Annotated in this window: 11 protein-coding genes and 4 tRNA genes; 12 read left to right on the forward strand and 3 right to left on the reverse strand. The window is 44.8% G+C overall.

Translation table 11 applies throughout. The annotated features are described in order from the left end of the window. Window positions 1-210: 210 nt before the first annotated feature. The 3 genes from hrpA to JN178_RS08365 all read left to right on the forward strand — a co-directional run bounded on the left by hrpA (window position 211) and on the right by JN178_RS08365 (window position 5077). Window positions 211-4170 (forward strand): ATP-dependent RNA helicase HrpA, encoded by a 3960-nt coding sequence (gene hrpA, locus JN178_RS08355; RefSeq protein ID WP_202265225.1) that lies wholly within the window; start codon window positions 211-213, stop codon window positions 4168-4170. A 192-nt stretch (window positions 4171-4362) separates the two neighbouring features. Then, on the forward strand, window positions 4363-4665 hold the full coding sequence (locus tag JN178_RS08360) for a PilZ domain-containing protein (protein WP_159625017.1): 303 nt from the start codon (window positions 4363-4365) through the stop codon (window positions 4663-4665). Between the two features lie 178 nt (window positions 4666-4843). After that, entirely contained in the window at window positions 4844-5077 is a 234-nt protein-coding gene (locus tag JN178_RS08365) for a DUF2061 domain-containing protein (protein ID WP_202265227.1), read from the forward strand. Between the two features lie 59 nt (window positions 5078-5136). On the opposite strand, the gene JN178_RS08370 is transcribed toward JN178_RS08365, so the two are convergent. Beyond that, a complete protein-coding gene (locus JN178_RS08370) occupies window positions 5137-6330 on the reverse strand; it encodes a class I SAM-dependent rRNA methyltransferase (protein WP_202265229.1) in 1194 nt (397 codons plus the stop codon). 192 nt (window positions 6331-6522) lie between these two features. Between JN178_RS08370 and JN178_RS08375 the strand changes: the two genes are divergently transcribed. Next, window positions 6523-7500 carry an NAD(P)H-quinone oxidoreductase gene (locus tag JN178_RS08375; RefSeq protein WP_202265999.1) on the forward strand — a complete coding sequence of 326 codons (978 nt, stop codon included), beginning with the start codon at window positions 6523-6525 and terminating at the stop codon, window positions 7498-7500. A gap of 20 nt (window positions 7501-7520) precedes the next feature. On the opposite strand, the gene rnhA is transcribed toward JN178_RS08375, so the two are convergent. Continuing rightward, window positions 7521-7988, reverse strand: coding sequence for a ribonuclease HI (rnhA, locus tag JN178_RS08380; RefSeq protein WP_202265231.1), 468 nt, complete (start codon window positions 7986-7988; stop codon window positions 7521-7523). Between the two features lie 146 nt (window positions 7989-8134). On the opposite strand from rnhA, the gene dnaQ reads away from it, so the two are divergent. From dnaQ to JN178_RS08420, 8 genes are all read left to right on the forward strand, one after another. After that, the gene (gene dnaQ / locus JN178_RS08385) at window positions 8135-8854 is read left to right on the forward strand and encodes a DNA polymerase III subunit epsilon (RefSeq protein ID WP_202265233.1); all 720 of its coding nucleotides are present in this window, start codon (window positions 8135-8137) and stop codon (window positions 8852-8854) included. Window positions 8855-8960: 106 nt separating this feature from the next. After that, entirely contained in the window at window positions 8961-10436 is a 1476-nt protein-coding gene (locus tag JN178_RS08390) for a TIGR03503 family protein (protein ID WP_232369729.1), read from the forward strand. Between the two features lie 226 nt (window positions 10437-10662). Beyond that, window positions 10663-10739, forward strand: a tRNA-Asp gene (locus tag JN178_RS08395). A gap of 31 nt (window positions 10740-10770) precedes the next feature. After that, window positions 10771-10847, forward strand: a tRNA-Asp gene (locus tag JN178_RS08400). A 30-nt stretch (window positions 10848-10877) separates the two neighbouring features. After that, window positions 10878-10954, forward strand: a tRNA-Asp gene (locus JN178_RS08405). A 31-nt stretch (window positions 10955-10985) separates the two neighbouring features. Beyond that, window positions 10986-11062, forward strand: a tRNA-Asp gene (locus tag JN178_RS08410). 243 nt (window positions 11063-11305) lie between these two features. Beyond that, the gene (gene lolD / locus JN178_RS08415) at window positions 11306-12004 is read left to right on the forward strand and encodes a lipoprotein-releasing ABC transporter ATP-binding protein LolD (protein ID WP_202265237.1); all 699 of its coding nucleotides are present in this window, start codon (window positions 11306-11308) and stop codon (window positions 12002-12004) included. Next, on the forward strand, window positions 12004-13230 hold the full coding sequence (locus tag JN178_RS08420) for a lipoprotein-releasing ABC transporter permease subunit (RefSeq protein ID WP_202265239.1): 1227 nt from the start codon (window positions 12004-12006) through the stop codon (window positions 13228-13230). The genes lolD and JN178_RS08420 overlap by 1 nt, the downstream gene beginning before the upstream one ends. 143 nt (window positions 13231-13373) lie before the next feature. Here JN178_RS08420 and JN178_RS08425 read toward each other — a convergent pair whose 3' ends face one another. After that, window positions 13374-14720 (reverse strand): dicarboxylate/amino acid:cation symporter, encoded by a 1347-nt coding sequence (locus JN178_RS08425; RefSeq protein WP_202265241.1) that lies wholly within the window; start codon window positions 14718-14720, stop codon window positions 13374-13376. Between the last annotated feature and the right edge of the window lie 6 nt (window positions 14721-14726).

Consider the following 14726-nt stretch of genomic DNA (forward strand, 5'->3'; position numbering starts at 1 on the left):
GTACTGGCTTTTTATGGCGGTATCTTCTAGGATCATCGCCCATTATCATTCAGGTCCAACGACAAATTTAAAACAAAAGGCTCAGAATAACTATCTGAAGCCTAGCGCACGCTGTTCAGTGATGGCGACGCTAGCTTGAATCGAGCCGATAAAATGGTGCGAGAGCGGACCTAACGACTGTTGTTTTTAGAAATTCTGTAGGATGCAATTTTGTCTTCACCCATTGCCATAAAACCTTTGTACCTCAAACTCGACGAATGCTTAAGTGCTGATAAGTTTCGACTGAAACGTCGTATCACGCAGCTTTCACAGAAACTCAATGATAGAGAAAACAAAGATCTAAGCAAAAATAGCGCTAGCAATAATAAAGGCGACAAGATACCTACTAATGAAGGCAACGTGCAAGCGCAGTACGACAAGCTTGTAAAAGACATTGATGCGTCAATTGCCAAGCGAACGTGGCGTCAAGATAATTTACCTAATGTTGAATATCCACCTCTACCCGTTAGCGACAAGAAAGAAGATATAAAGGCCGCTATTGCTAATCATCAGGTAGTGATTGTTGCGGGTGAAACAGGCTCAGGTAAAACGACGCAGCTCCCCAAGATATGTTTAGAGTTGGGACGTGGCGTTAACGGTATGATTGCCCATACACAGCCTCGACGTCTTGCAGCACGTAGTGTGGCAACGCGTATAGCAGATGAATTGAATACACCCTTAGGTGAGAAGGTCGGTTTCAAAATTCGCTTTAGCGATCAGGTGAGCGAGCGCAGCTACGTTAAACTGATGACTGACGGTATGTTGCTTGCTGAAATGCAGCAAGATAGGTTTTTAAATCAGTACGACACCATAATTATCGATGAAGCCCATGAGCGTAGTCTGAACATCGATTTCTTGTTGGGCTATCTGCGTCAGTTGCTCGATAAGCGCCCAGATTTAAAACTTATCATTACCTCGGCTACTATCGATCCTGAGCGTTTCTCTAAGCATTTTAATGATGCGCCCATTATTGAAGTGAGCGGCAGAACGTACCCTGTAGAAATTCGCTATCACGCACCTGAAGATGCGGGTGATGATATTGACCAAAGCGACGCTATTGTGAATGCTGTAGATGAACTTATGCGTGAAGCGCCGGGTGACATTCTGGTGTTCCTAAGTGGTGAGCGTGAAATACGTGACACTCAAGATGCGCTAAGCAAGCAACATTATCGCAATACAGAGATTGTGCCTTTGTATGCAAGGTTGTCAGCCGCTGAACAGAATCGCATTTTTCAATCGCATAGTGGCAGGCGTATCGTGCTTGCGACCAACGTGGCCGAAACCTCGCTTACCGTACCTGGTATCAAATATGTTATCGATCCCGGCTTTGCCCGTATTTCTCGCTATAGTGCGCGCAGCAAAGTACAACGTTTACCCATCGAGCCAATCTCTCAAGCCTCTGCTAACCAGCGTTCTGGGCGATGCGGGCGAGTTTCCGACGGTATTTGCATTCGATTATACAGTGAAGAGGATTATTTGGGGCGCCCAGAGTTCACTGACCCAGAAATACTTCGTACCAACTTAGCTTCTGTTATTTTACAAATGCTGGCGTTGGGGCTTGGCGATATAGCAGCATTTCCATTTGTTCAGCCACCAGATAATCGCAACATTAATGACGGTTTTAGGCTGCTTGAGGAAATTCAGGCCATTGTTAAGCGAAAAGGCAAGATGCAGCTGACACCGCTCGGTCGACAAGTGGCGAAGTTACCCATTGACCCCCGCTACGCACGGATGGTGATTGAGGCTGAAAAAACCAATGCTGTGAATGAAGTCATGGTTATTGCTGCGGGTTTATCTATTCAAGACCCACGAGAGCGGCCGCAAGAAAAGCGACAACAAGCAGATGAAAAGCACAGTGAATATCACGATAAAGATTCTGACTTTATAAGCCTATACAACCTATGGACAGCGTTTAGAACACAGCAAAATGCGCTAAGCCAAAATCAACTTCGCAAATGGTGTAAGCAGAATTTCATCAATTATTTACGAATGCGAGAATGGCAAGATATTGTAAGTCAGCTCAAGAAGTCGATAGCAGAATTAGGCTTGGGCATTACCAAGCACGACGCTGACTATCAGGCCATTCATCAGGCGATTGCAAGCGGCTTGTTATCCCACTTGGGTTTTAAAGATAAAGAACGTGAATACATGGGCTCACGCAACACGCGGTTTATGATTTTTCCCGGCTCTGGCTTGGCCAAATCTCAGCCCAAATGGGTAATGGCAGCCGAGTTAGTTGAAACATCTAAGTTGTTTGCCCGCATGGTTGCCAAAATTGACCCTGCCTGGATTGAACCACTTGCTGAGCATGTGGTTCAGCGCAGTTATTCTGAGCCACATTGGTCGAAAAAGCGTGGTGCAGTGATCGCTTATGAAAAAGTAACGCTTTTTGGGCTGCCGATTGTGATGAAGCGGGCGAAAGTCTATAGCCTTATAGACCCGCCAATTTGTCACGAACTCTTTATTCGTGAAGCATTGGTGGAAGGTAACACCAAGCTAAACTTCAGCTTCTTAAAAGAAAATCAGGCATTACTAGAACAAGCTGATGAGTTTGAACAGAAAACGAGACGTCGCGATCTTATCGTTGATGATGAAGAGTTGGTGAGCTTTTATGCTAAACGCATACCGGTAGAAGCTAATAACGATGCTGCGTTTAAAAAGTGGTTCAAACAACATGGCAGCAACGACGCGCTTACATTCAAAGAAGAAGATGTATATCGTCAGCAGCCTGGACAGTCGGTTGCCAACGCCTTTCCTGACGTATGGCGCCAAGGCAACATAACCTTACCGCTTAGATACAATTTTGAACCAAACGCTGAAGATGATGGTGTAACAGTAGTGATACCTTTGCCTGTGTTAAACCAAGTTGAAAACGTAGGATTTGATTGGTTAGTGCCAGGCTTACGTCACGATTTAATTGTAGGCATGATTAAGACTTTGCCAAAGCGACTACGTCGGAACTTTGTACCAGCGCCCAACTTTGCACAAGCGTGTTTGGCAGATATTAGCGAAACAGACAAAAACAACCGCCCGGTGCCTATTGTTGAGGCCATAAGCGATAAGCTACGCAAAATGACGGGGGTTGTGATTGACGGTGAGGAGTGGAACTTTGAGCAGCTTGATAAGCATTTAAAAATGCACTTTGCCGTGGTAAGTGACAGCGGTGATGATATTGCCAAGGGAGATGATTTACATGCGCTCAAGCAACAGTGTGCAGGGCAGGTGAAGCAAACCTTCGAAAAAGCCGCTACACCTGAGCTAGAAAGAAGTGATATCTCGCAATGGGACTTTGAAAGCCTCCCTGAAACCTTTGTGCAAAAAGTGGGAGGGTTTGAAGTACAGGCATTTCCTGCACTTGTACAAAAAGGCGATACAGTGGATATCGCACTTATCGATGAAGCACAAAAAGCGCAGGCCATGCACAAGCAAGGCGTGAATGTACTTATCAAAAATTCGATGCCTTCTCCACTCAATTACCTGCAAAATAAGCTACCGAATAAAGCGAAACTGGGTCTGTATTTCAATCCCTTTGGTCAAGTTAAGGCGCTTATTGATGATTGTATTTTTGCCGGTATAGACGCCATCGTAAGCGATTATTGTCAGTCCAATAACACTGATATTCGAAATAAAGCCGATTTTGAGGCTTGCCTAGAAATAGCGCGCGCAGATATAAATAACCGTGTTTTAGAAATTGCTAAACAGGTTGAGCAGGGTCTAACACTTGCGCATCAGTGTCAGAAACAAATGAAAGGCAACGTGCCGTTAACAATGATAAATGCACTTGGTGACTGCAAAGCACATCTTGCATCCCTGGTGTTCCCGGGCTTTGTTTCACAGATAGGCGAAGCGCGTCTTGACGATTGGAACCGTTACATTAAGGGGCTTGCTCGTCGCCTTGAAAAACTGCCAATCGACCCGAACAAGGACAGAATGCATCAGGCAACCGTCGAAAAGTCGATAAAAGAATGGGAAAAAGTGTGTGCTAAATACCCTAAGGGAAAAGTGCCACAAGACCTTAAAGACGCGAAGTGGATGATTGAGGAATTGCGCGTTTCACTGTTTGCTCAGCAGCTTGGTACGGCCTATCCCATTTCCGCAAAACGCATCACCCTTTATTTGAACGAATACTAGCGTGCAAAGTGACATGATTTCATTTAAAGACTATAGTTAAATTCGACACTGGTGGCAGTGACTTAATAAATACGCCGGGTCTGTGTGAATATTTGAATAATAATTAAACAGTCTGATTGACAACTGATCATCAGCACCCTATAACAACAAATGAAGTCGTAAGCGTTACGCTAATTTTCGGGAGAAGTAGACATGTTGGGATACGACGATAAGCGAAATTTTTTCAGGATGATGGTAAATTCGCCTTGTCAGTTGCAGATCACTGACGATGAGTCGAGCCGCACCATGCAGGCAATGTGTAAAGATATCAGCGCAACAGGTATGTCGCTTGAAGTAGATGAGCCATCTATAGAAGTGGGTACCCAAGTAAGCGTAGCGATTGAGTCATCGAGCTCGCAAATACCGTCTTTGGCAGCACTTGCCACGGTAGTACGTTGTGAGCCTGAGTCTGAATCGAGCTGCGTAATCGGCGTTGAAATCTCTCAAATGAAATAAGCACCGAAACGGCAGTCTAGCCGTTTCACCTTCAAGACGAGTTTTGTTGCTCGTCTTATGTGCCAATCTAAAAACTTGAACATCCTGTTCGAGTAAATCCATTTTCTTCTTTTTTCGTATTTAATAATAATTCTCATTAACGATTTGGTCCTTCATGGTGGACAAGAGGGTTATTTTGATGAAAAAGACAGTAACATTCGCAATTTTGCACTTCAGTGTCGCATTCACAGTGGCGTATTTGCTCACGGGCAGCGCAGTAGTGGGGGGCGCGGTTGCGCTGATTGAGCCGGCAATTAACACTATTGCCTTTTATTTTCACGAGTTGGTTTGGAAAAAGCTAGAGCAGCGAGGGCACGTGCATCAACAAAGCAAACGTGCCTCCATTCGACCTCGCACTCAGTTCACACTATAGAAAGCTAACGCTGTAAAACAGTGGCTAGCCCACTACCTAAAGCGTTACCGTGAGGACAACTAATCGTCGGTGACTTCGCAAACCAAGCCTTTAAGGTAGTATCCTTCAGGGTAGCTTCCAATAATTGGGTGGTCAGATGCTTGATTGAGTCGCGCAATAATTTTTATTGTGCGCCCAGCATCAAGTGCGGCGTCTGCGACCACTTTTTGGAAAAGATCTTGGGGCATTAGCCCTGAACAGCTAAAGGTTAATAGCAAGCCGCCAGATTTTACTGCGTGGATGCCATAAAGGTTGATGTCTTTATACCCTCGCGCAGCACGATTAAGTGACGCTTTGCTATCAACGAATTTGGGCGGATCTAAAATCACCATATCGAATTGTGTGTTGCTGTCATGATATTCACGAAGTGCCTTAAATACATCTTGATTCACATAACTGGCTTTGTTTTCATCAAATCCGTTAATTGCTACATGGTGCTTGGCAAGGTCAAGTGCGGGCTGTGATACATCAACGTTAGTTACCGACTTCGCGCCACCGGCTAGGGCGTAACATGAGAAAGTACCTGTATAGCTAAAACAGTTTAAGACATCCGCATCTTGAGCGTAATGCGCGGCGGCAGCACGGCTGTCTCTTTGGTCGAGGTAAAAGCCTGTCTTATGGCCGTTCTCTATATCAACCACAATATTGATACCGTTTTCTTTCACCGTCACCTGCATAGGTGGTTCGCCGTGAAGAACGCCGGTGACTGGCTCAAGTCCTTCTTTTTTACGTACGTCAACATCGCTTCTTTCATACACATGAACGTCGGGCATCAGTTTCGTAATGGCCCAGACAATTTTGTCTCTGTGTTTTTCAGCACCAGCACTTAATAGTTGTACAACCGCTACATTGTCGTATACGTCAATAGTAATGCCGGGCAGACCGTCACTTTCAGACGCTATCCAACGAAATGCATTCGTCTTTGCAGGGTCAAAAAGACGTCTGCGCAGTTGTAATGCCGTTTCTAAGCGGCGTAGAAAAAAGCCATTATCAATGCTTTCTTCTTTCTTGAATGTCCACATGCGCACACGAATTTTAGAGTTTGGAGAGAATGCGCCGCGTCCTAACCAATCACCTTCAGCATCAAATACGTCGACGGTGTCGCCCATACGCGCGCGTCCTTTTACTTCGGCAACGGCACTTTCAAAAACCCATGGATGCTTGCGACGAAGTGATTTGTCTCGGGATGGCTGCAAAATGACGTGTGCTGACATGTAGTTTCTCGTGTGTAATGGTGTTTCTGTTGTGAGGGCGCGATTATACGCAAATCCCAAAAGACTTAAATCGTTAAATGGTTGTTGGTGGATGCCAATTAACATTGCATTGTTATGAGTCAACGCGCACAGTATTGTGTGAGTATAGACACAGATGTCGAGGGTGTTACAGAAAACGAAACGGAGATTGTAATGCAGTTTGTTGATTATGAAAAAGGGTGTGGACCTGACAAGTTAACCGTTAAATCACAAAAAGGGTTAACAACACCTTTGGACAAAGTGAAAGTTGAGGTTCGCGCGTTTGGTATTAATCGCGCCGACACGCTACAGCGTCAGGGGCATTATCCTGCGCCACCTGGAGAAAGTGCCATACTGGGACTTGAGGTTGCTGGTGTTATCAGTGAAGTTGGCGATAACGTCAGTAAATTCAACGTGGGCGAGGCCGTTTTTGGGCTTGTCGCTGGAGGAGGCTACGCCAGTGAAGTCATTGTAAACCCGGCGCACTTAATGCGTATCCCGAAAGCGATGGCTTTTTATGAAGCCGCAGGTTTGGCTGAAGTATTTCTAACTGCGTTCCAATGTCTGCGAACCATTGCACATATTAAACCGGCCGAATATGCGCTTATTCATGGAGGAGCCAGCGGCGTTGGTCTAGCGGCCACGCAACTATGTCAGTACTGGGGTGTGCATTGCGCAGTAACGGCATCTAGCAGCGATAAACTTGCATTGTGCAGTCAAAATGGTGCTGAGCAGCTTATAAATTATAAAACGCAGGCGTTTGATGAGGTATTAAGAGAAGCATGGCCGCAAGGTGTCAATATGGTGCTTGATATGGTTGGGGGCGACTACCTCAATCGAAATCTAAAAGTACTCAAGCAAGACGGTTTGGTGGTGTATCTTGCAATGCTGGCAGGTCGCTATGCTGACAATCTTGATATGGCGTTGCTATTAGGTAAAAGAGCGTCCATTGTCGGCACGACATTGCGCAATCGAAGTGATGAGTATAAAGCAGATTTAATTCACGATTTTTCAAGTGTGTGCTTAGACGCTTTTAGTACCGGTGAATTGCAGGTAAACATTGATACTCATTATGAGATAAAAGACATTGATAAGCCTCACGTACGGTTAGAGAACAACGATACGCAAGGCAAAATTGTGGTGTCATGGTAGAGGTTAAAAGCCGTACTTAATTAGCCAGTGAAGCCCGCATCTACTTGGGTAGGCTTAGCTTCTGCCGCATTGCGGGCCAGTTCATCACATCGCTCGTTTTCTGGATGTCCAGAATGGCCTTTCACCCAATGCCAGTTAACATTGTGTTTTTTTACTGCTTCGTCAAGGCGCTGCCACAAGTCAGCATTTTTGACCGGCTTTTTATCTGCAGTACGCCAACCGTTCTTGCGCCAATTGTGGATCCATTGATTAATACCGTTTTTAACGTACTGGCTGTCAGTGGTCATCTCTACATTACACGGCTCAGTTAAACTGTTTAGTGCTTCAATAGGCGCTAACAATTCCATACGGTTATTCGTGGTATGAGCAAACCCGTCACTTAGCTCTTTGCGGTGTTGCTTATAGATAAGTACAGCACCATACCCGCCAGGACCAGGGTTGCCCAAACATGAGCCGTCGGTATAGATGTGTAAGGTTTTTTGCGTCATTAGGTTCCTTTTTACTGCTGTAATAACTATTACAGACAGTGCTACTTTTTTATCTGTCTTGATATAATCGGTGCATTTCCCTTAGCGTCTTGCAAAGGGGTTGATATACTATCAAAAAATGAAAGCGTAATAATAGTAGAGGTTCCATGCGCCAAATTGTTTTAGATACTGAGACCACAGGTATTGAGCCAAAAGAAGGCCACCGTATCATCGAGATTGGGTGTGTTGAAGTTGTGAACCGTCGTCTTACGGGCAACCACTTTCATGTTTATATCAATCCAGGTCGCCATATTGAACAAGAGGCCATTGAAGTTCACGGTATTACAAATGAATTTCTAGCGGATAAGCCCACATTTTCTCAAGTCGCTCAAGAATTTGTGAGCTTCATTAAAGGTGCCCAACTCGTTATTCACAACGCGCCGTTTGACGTTGGCTTTATGGATCATGAGTTTAATATGGAGCCTGCCACGAAAGGGCTTATTACTAGCAATATCTGCGACGTACTCGATACCCTGGTATTGGCGCGTCAAATGCACCCTGGTCAGAAAAATAATCTAGATGCGTTGTGTAAGCGCTACGGGATAGATAATAGTCACCGAACGTTGCACGGCGCTTTGCTCGATGCTGAAATTTTGGCAGACGTATATCTGTTAATGACCGGTGGGCAAACCAAGCTTAAACTAGCCTCAACGGGAAGCAGCGATGCAGATTCAACTGCTATTCGACGTATTCAACGCAACGCAAATAAATTAAAGGTTATTAAAGCTAGCGCCGATGAATTAACACAGCATGAGGCACGTTTAGACATTGTGCAAAATGCAGGGGGCAAATGCTTGTGGCGTCCCGAGCCTGAAGACGTGTCTTAAATTCGCCAGTAGGGCAGTGTTACCTATCAACAATTCAAAAAAATGAATGCAGGAGCAGCTAAGCGTGAAAGTGTGGTTTTATAGTGTACTTTTTTTATTAACCTTTATGCACACACACGTCGCTGCGCAATCACAAGCTGCACAGCAAGATGAGGCGCGCCAACGGCTCGACGGTGCTGTGCAAGCTACACCAGCGCAAAGCCCTTCTTCACAGAACCAAAATACAAACTCACAAGAAGTGCAAACTAATTTATCACCGTTGAGTGATTTAGGTGATGAATACACTAACTCTATTGAGCTGTTACGCAATCGTTTCAGGGTGGACTACAACGTAGAAGAAGTCACCATGGTGTTTTTTAGAGAGTATGGTTCAGCACCTGTAGTACTAGTGCGACCTGATGGCTCTAAGTTGTTTCAAAGCCGAGTAGATGAAGAGAAAGTAGAGTGGTACGACGCCGATACTTTCGACATGATCAAAATAAAGAACCCAGTCCCTGGCCCATGGCAAGCTGTTGGTCAAGTGTTGAAGGGCAGTAAAGTGATGGTGTTATCCGATGTGCAATTGCATGCTGATCCATTACCTACGCTCTTATTCGCTGGCGAAATATTAAAGTCTACTGCCTATTTAACTAACGGCGGCAAGCTTATCGAGAACAAGCAGTTTAGGAATGTTGTCGATTTAGATATTGAGTTTATAAGTACAAACAATCCCAATTACGATAATTTTGGCGCTGACGATCAAAACATAGCAACTTTTCAAGACAATGGTCGGGGCATGGATGAGCGCCCGGGGGATGGTATTTTTACAGGTCAGTTCAACTTAAAAGTGGCTCCTGGTGAATGGAAACCTATTTTTCGGGTGAAAACACCGATGTACACCAGAGAGCAAGAAGGCCCAATGGTTATCTTGCACAGAAACCCAGTTTCAATTGACGTTGAGCTTGATGGAGGCGGTGCGGGTTATCACAAGATTATTATCGACGTGAACCGAGAGCTGGTTGATATCGAGTCGCTGTTAGTTGACGGCAAAATACGTTTTCCAAATTCAGATATGCAAAATTTCTCGCTTACCGAAGGCGGCAGCGAGCCCAGAGAACATCTTATCGTTGCTTATGAAGAAGGTATCTTTCGCGTAAAGTTAACGGCCTACGGTACGACGACGGATGGAAGGGATTTTATATTAGATGTACCGGAGTACACCTTCTTAGCTGAAGGCCCAGCAGAACCCGAAGTCGAAGACCCCCTTATTGATGGTAACGATCCTATCGTTGATGGGAGCGAACCACTTGTTGCTGACATGCAAAACGCTGACAGTGAAAAGATGCCAGAAAAAGATGAAATGGATCCAACTACGTTAACGTTGCTGCTTGTGGCAGTAAACGGCTCCATTTTATTACTGGGCATTGTGGTTGCTGTGGTTATTGTCCTGAAGCGTAAAAAAGGTAATAAAGCTAAAGCAGCACCCGTGAACAATGAGAAAAGTCCCACCACTGATGCTGACCTTACTATGGAAGGCCAACCTAAAGGACTGATGAAGCTTTTTGGCATATTTAAGAAAAAGCCAAAAGAGAGTGCGAAATAGGAATAGGTTGGTTCTGCTAACTATTGTTTAGAATTTGGTGGCGTTAATTTATTCACTTTGAATTATATTTCGTCACAATGTCTAAATTACAGGCAAACAAACCGCAGATGACAATTTTATTAATAAAAAGCGTTGACTCCACATGGGGGAATACGTATTATCTGCGCCGCAGTCAGGGGACAGGGCAACAACAGCCAAGTCAAATGACTGATAACATTGAAGATGTGGAGCGGTAGTTCAGTTGGTTAGAATACCGGCCTGTCACGCCGGGGGTCGCGGGTTCGAGTCCCGTCCGCTCCGCCATTAATCGAAATAAGCGCGCTTCCCATTATGCGGAGCGGTAGTTCAGTTGGTTAGAATACCGGCCTGTCACGCCGGGGGTCGCGGGTTCGAGTCCCGTCCGCTCCGCCATTTAGTTATACAGCGCATTCTCGATTATGTGGAGCGGTAGTTCAGTTGGTTAGAATACCGGCCTGTCACGCCGGGGGTCGCGGGTTCGAGTCCCGTCCGCTCCGCCATTAATCGAAATAAGCGCGCTTCCCATTATGCGGAGCGGTAGTTCAGTTGGTTAGAATACCGGCCTGTCACGCCGGGGGTCGCGGGTTCGAGTCCCGTCCGCTCCGCCATTTATTTTTAGGTTTCATTCATTCCGAAATTAAAGATAAATGGCAATTTCCCGTTTCAAAATAATTCCTTTTAGACATCTCACAAAAATACATCTTTTTCAGATATAAATCCGTCTATCCCTATTTTTAGTCTGTCTTTTGCGCAATCACACCAAAATGCTATGCATGCTTTTATTTTTCCATTGGTGTTGATAGGGTTTAGCGATACCATTTACTTTTGAAAAGAACGAGAAGATTTACCCCATGCAGGATGTGCTACTTTGCCGCAATATACATAAGACTTATAACGAAGGAAGTACTGCTACACCAGTGCTTCACGATGTATCGTTATCTATTAAAGCCGGTGAGCACGTAGCCATACTGGGCAGTTCTGGGTCGGGTAAAAGTACACTATTGCATATACTTGGCGGCCTTGATAAGCCCACCCGTGGTGAAGTAGAGTTTAAAGGGCATAAACTGCATACCTTGTCGCCTAATGCATTGGCTAAATTACGCAATGATGAAATGGGGTTTATTTATCAGTTTCATCACTTACTTGGTGAATTTAGCGCACTAGAAAATGTAGCAATGCCTCTTCGGATCCGCGGGCTTTCTGCTAAAGCAGCGCAAGAGAAAGCACAAGTATTGTTAAACGAAGTCGGGTTATCCCACCGTCAAGCCCATTTACCATCGGCAATGTCTGGCGGAGAACGCCAGCGTGTAGCCATTGCTAGAGCACTGGTTACCGAACCTTCTGTTGTATTGGCCGATGAACCTACCGGCAACCTAGACGACTCAACGGGCGAACAAATCTATCAGCTACTTACCTCATTAAGTGAAAAAAAGAAAACTGCATTTGTCGTTGTAACACATGACATAGCGCTGGCAAGTAAAATGGATCGCGTATTAAAAATAAAAGATGGTCAACTTGTGAGTAACCAACCCGCTCAGGAGCCAGTGTAATGCTGACATTGGAATTGGCCAACCGCTTTAGAAAAACGCGTGCACAACAACGATTTATTTCCTTTATCTCAATGTCATCAACCGTTGGTATTGCTCTTGGTTGCTTTGTACTTATTGTGCTGCTAAGTGTCATGAATGGCTTTGAAAAAGAGCTTACTAACCGAATTTTGAAAGTCATACCTCACGGCGAATTGTTTAGTGTAGATAGCCGAGGAATTGAACATTTAGATGCTCAACTCTATCGTTTTCAGCAAGACCCTCAGATTGCAAAAGTGACGCCTTACACAACACTCACTGGCATGTTGCAATACAAGGGCGAGTTAAAGGCGATTGGCATAACGGGTGTGCCAATCACTAAAGGTGAAAACCCCTATGAAGACCAAGTTTCTAAGGCGCATTGGCAGCAATTTGTCGACACACCCTCTGGTTTGTTGTTGGGGCAGGGGATTGCAAGTACGTTGGGCGTAAAGCCAGGAGATTCGTTGCAGGTTCTAATTCCACAGGCCACATCAGATTTAACGTTTAAAGCGCCAAAAAGTGTCAAATTAGTGGTGAGTGGCGTGTTATCTATTGGTGGGGAACTCGATAATCAAATAGGACTCATGCATCTTCAAGCTGCGTCTGAAGCAGCGGGTATTGTCGCTGAAGCGCAAGGCATTCGATTTACTTTTAATGACCCTTTTATCGCATACCAAAAAATGCGTGATATAGGCTATAGCTTCCCACAAGCGGTGTACATGTCTGACTGGACACGAACACAAGGACACCTTTATAACGATATCCAATTAGTTAAGGTTGTCGTTTATATAGCACTAACACTCGTTATTGCTGTGGCTTGCTTTAACATTGTGTCGTCGCTAGTAATGGCCGTAAGAGAAAAACAGTCTGCAATTGCGATTTTGAAAACCATGGGAGCGACAGATGGTTTGATCCGCAATGCGTTTATATATCAAGGGCTGATTAATGGCGCGATTGGTATAACAGCTGGTGTATTGTCAGCGTTATTAGTTGCACCAAATTTGTCCAGTATTGTTAAATCTATTGAAAATGCTTTGGGCGTAGAAGTGCTGTCTGGCGACATTTACTTCATTGACTTTCTGCCGTCGAGTTTACATTGGCAAGATGTGGTTATTACAGCCGTTGTGGCGATGATACTTAGCGTGGTTGCAACACTGTACCCAGCGCACAAAGCAGCTAAAGTAAACCCATCTTCTGCATTGCATTGATACGAAACCGCGTAGAAACCGGTTAGAAATCGCATAGTAGCTTACTTACTTTGAGCGGGTAGGCTTTCAGCGGATTGCCATAACCTAATCAGACACGCATAAAAAAGGCAGCGTTAACGCTGCCTTTTTGCCTGTGTACATGTCTAGGAGTTTTTCTCGAAGTGTTCAAAATCAACATCTTCTTCTTTAAGCCCTGCTTTCGGGTCGTTAAACACCTTTTCGTCAAGATCACCTTCACTCTTAGCAACAATACACGACACCATACAATCGCCGGTAATGTTAACTGCCGTGCGCGTCATGTCTAGCAAGCGGTCTACACCAATGATTAAGGCAATGCCTTCCACTGGCAAGTTCACTTGTTGGAGTACCATGGCAAGCATAATCAACCCTACACCTGGTACACCGGCTGTGCCGATAGACGCAAGCGTTGCGGTAAGGATAACCATTAGGTAGTCACTCATGGTGAGATCGACAGCATAAACCTGTGCAATAAATACCGTAGCAACCCCTTGCATTATGGCTGTACCATCCATGTTGATAGTCGCACCCAACGGCAAGGTGAAAGACGATACAGAGTTACCGACACCTAACTTGTTTTTGGCGGTTTCCATGGTTACCGGTAAGGTAGCGCTGCTACTTGAAGTACTAAACGCAAACAGCGCGGCGTCACGCATTTTTCTAAACAACATAATTGGGCTTAAGCCGGATAGAAGCTTAAGCAAAATTGAGTAGGTTGCGAGTCCGTGAATAATTAACACTATAAATACGAGGCCGAAATATTTAACTAAATCATAAATGGTCTCGGCACTTACGGTTGCAAACAACTTAGCCATTAACACAAATACACCGTATGGCGCCAAGTTCATAATAATGGTTACCAAGCGCATAATTACCGTGTTGATATCTTCAAAAACCGCCGTAAGACGCTTTCCTGCATCGCCAGTCATAGCCATTGCTATGCCAAATAACACAGCAAATACAATGATTTGAAGCATGTTGCCCTGTGCCATTGAATTGATGGGGTTACTAGGGAACATGTTCACAATAACATCAGACAAACTCGGGGCTTCTTTGGCCTGATAAACGACGTCAGTACTCAGATTTCCACTTTCACCTGGAGGGAATAGCAATGCCATACTCATAGCCAGTGTTATCGCAATGGCCGTTGTGACAATATACAAACCGACAGATTTTACCCCCAGACGACCCAGCTTACTGGGGTCTGACAGTGTACTAGTACCGCATATTAGAGAGACGAACACCAAAGGGACAACCAGCATTTTCAAACTGGCGATAAATATTTGCCCTAAGGTAGAAAATATACCTTCGACAAGAATGTTATACGTTGAGAACTCGAAACCGAATACCGAAAACGCAAAATCTCCGCTATCATCAAACAGTAATTGAAGTAAGACACCAATCAAGATACCGGCAAACATGCCGATAAAGATGCGAGCGGTTAAACTGTATTTGTGTGCAGATGAAGACATTAATGT

This window comes from Alteromonas sp. KC3 (assembly GCF_016756315.1).
In the GTDB taxonomy this organism is placed as follows: Bacteria; Pseudomonadota; Gammaproteobacteria; order Enterobacterales; family Alteromonadaceae; genus Alteromonas.

What these genes read in the sequence shown, in the direction of transcription:
- JN178_RS08360 (WP_159625017.1), top strand. Translation starts at nt 4,363, where the DNA reads ATGTTGGGATACGACGATAAGCGAAATTTTTTCAGGATGATGGTAAAT.
- JN178_RS08365 (WP_202265227.1), top strand. Translation starts at nt 4,844, where the DNA reads ATGAAAAAGACAGTAACATTCGCAATTTTGCACTTCAGTGTCGCATTC.
- JN178_RS08370 (WP_202265229.1), bottom strand. Translation starts at nt 6,330, where the DNA reads ATGTCAGCACACGTCATTTTGCAGCCATCCCGAGACAAATCACTTCGT.
- JN178_RS08375 (WP_202265999.1), top strand. Translation starts at nt 6,523, where the DNA reads ATGCAGTTTGTTGATTATGAAAAAGGGTGTGGACCTGACAAGTTAACC.
- rnhA (WP_202265231.1), bottom strand. Translation starts at nt 7,988, where the DNA reads ATGACGCAAAAAACCTTACACATCTATACCGACGGCTCATGTTTGGGC.
- dnaQ (WP_202265233.1), top strand. Translation starts at nt 8,135, where the DNA reads ATGCGCCAAATTGTTTTAGATACTGAGACCACAGGTATTGAGCCAAAA.
- JN178_RS08390 (WP_232369729.1), top strand. Translation starts at nt 8,961, where the DNA reads ATGCACACACACGTCGCTGCGCAATCACAAGCTGCACAGCAAGATGAG.
- lolD (WP_202265237.1), top strand. Translation starts at nt 11,306, where the DNA reads ATGCAGGATGTGCTACTTTGCCGCAATATACATAAGACTTATAACGAA.
- JN178_RS08420 (WP_202265239.1), top strand. Translation starts at nt 12,004, where the DNA reads ATGCTGACATTGGAATTGGCCAACCGCTTTAGAAAAACGCGTGCACAA.
- JN178_RS08425 (WP_202265241.1), bottom strand. Translation starts at nt 14,720, where the DNA reads ATGTCTTCATCTGCACACAAATACAGTTTAACCGCTCGCATCTTTATC.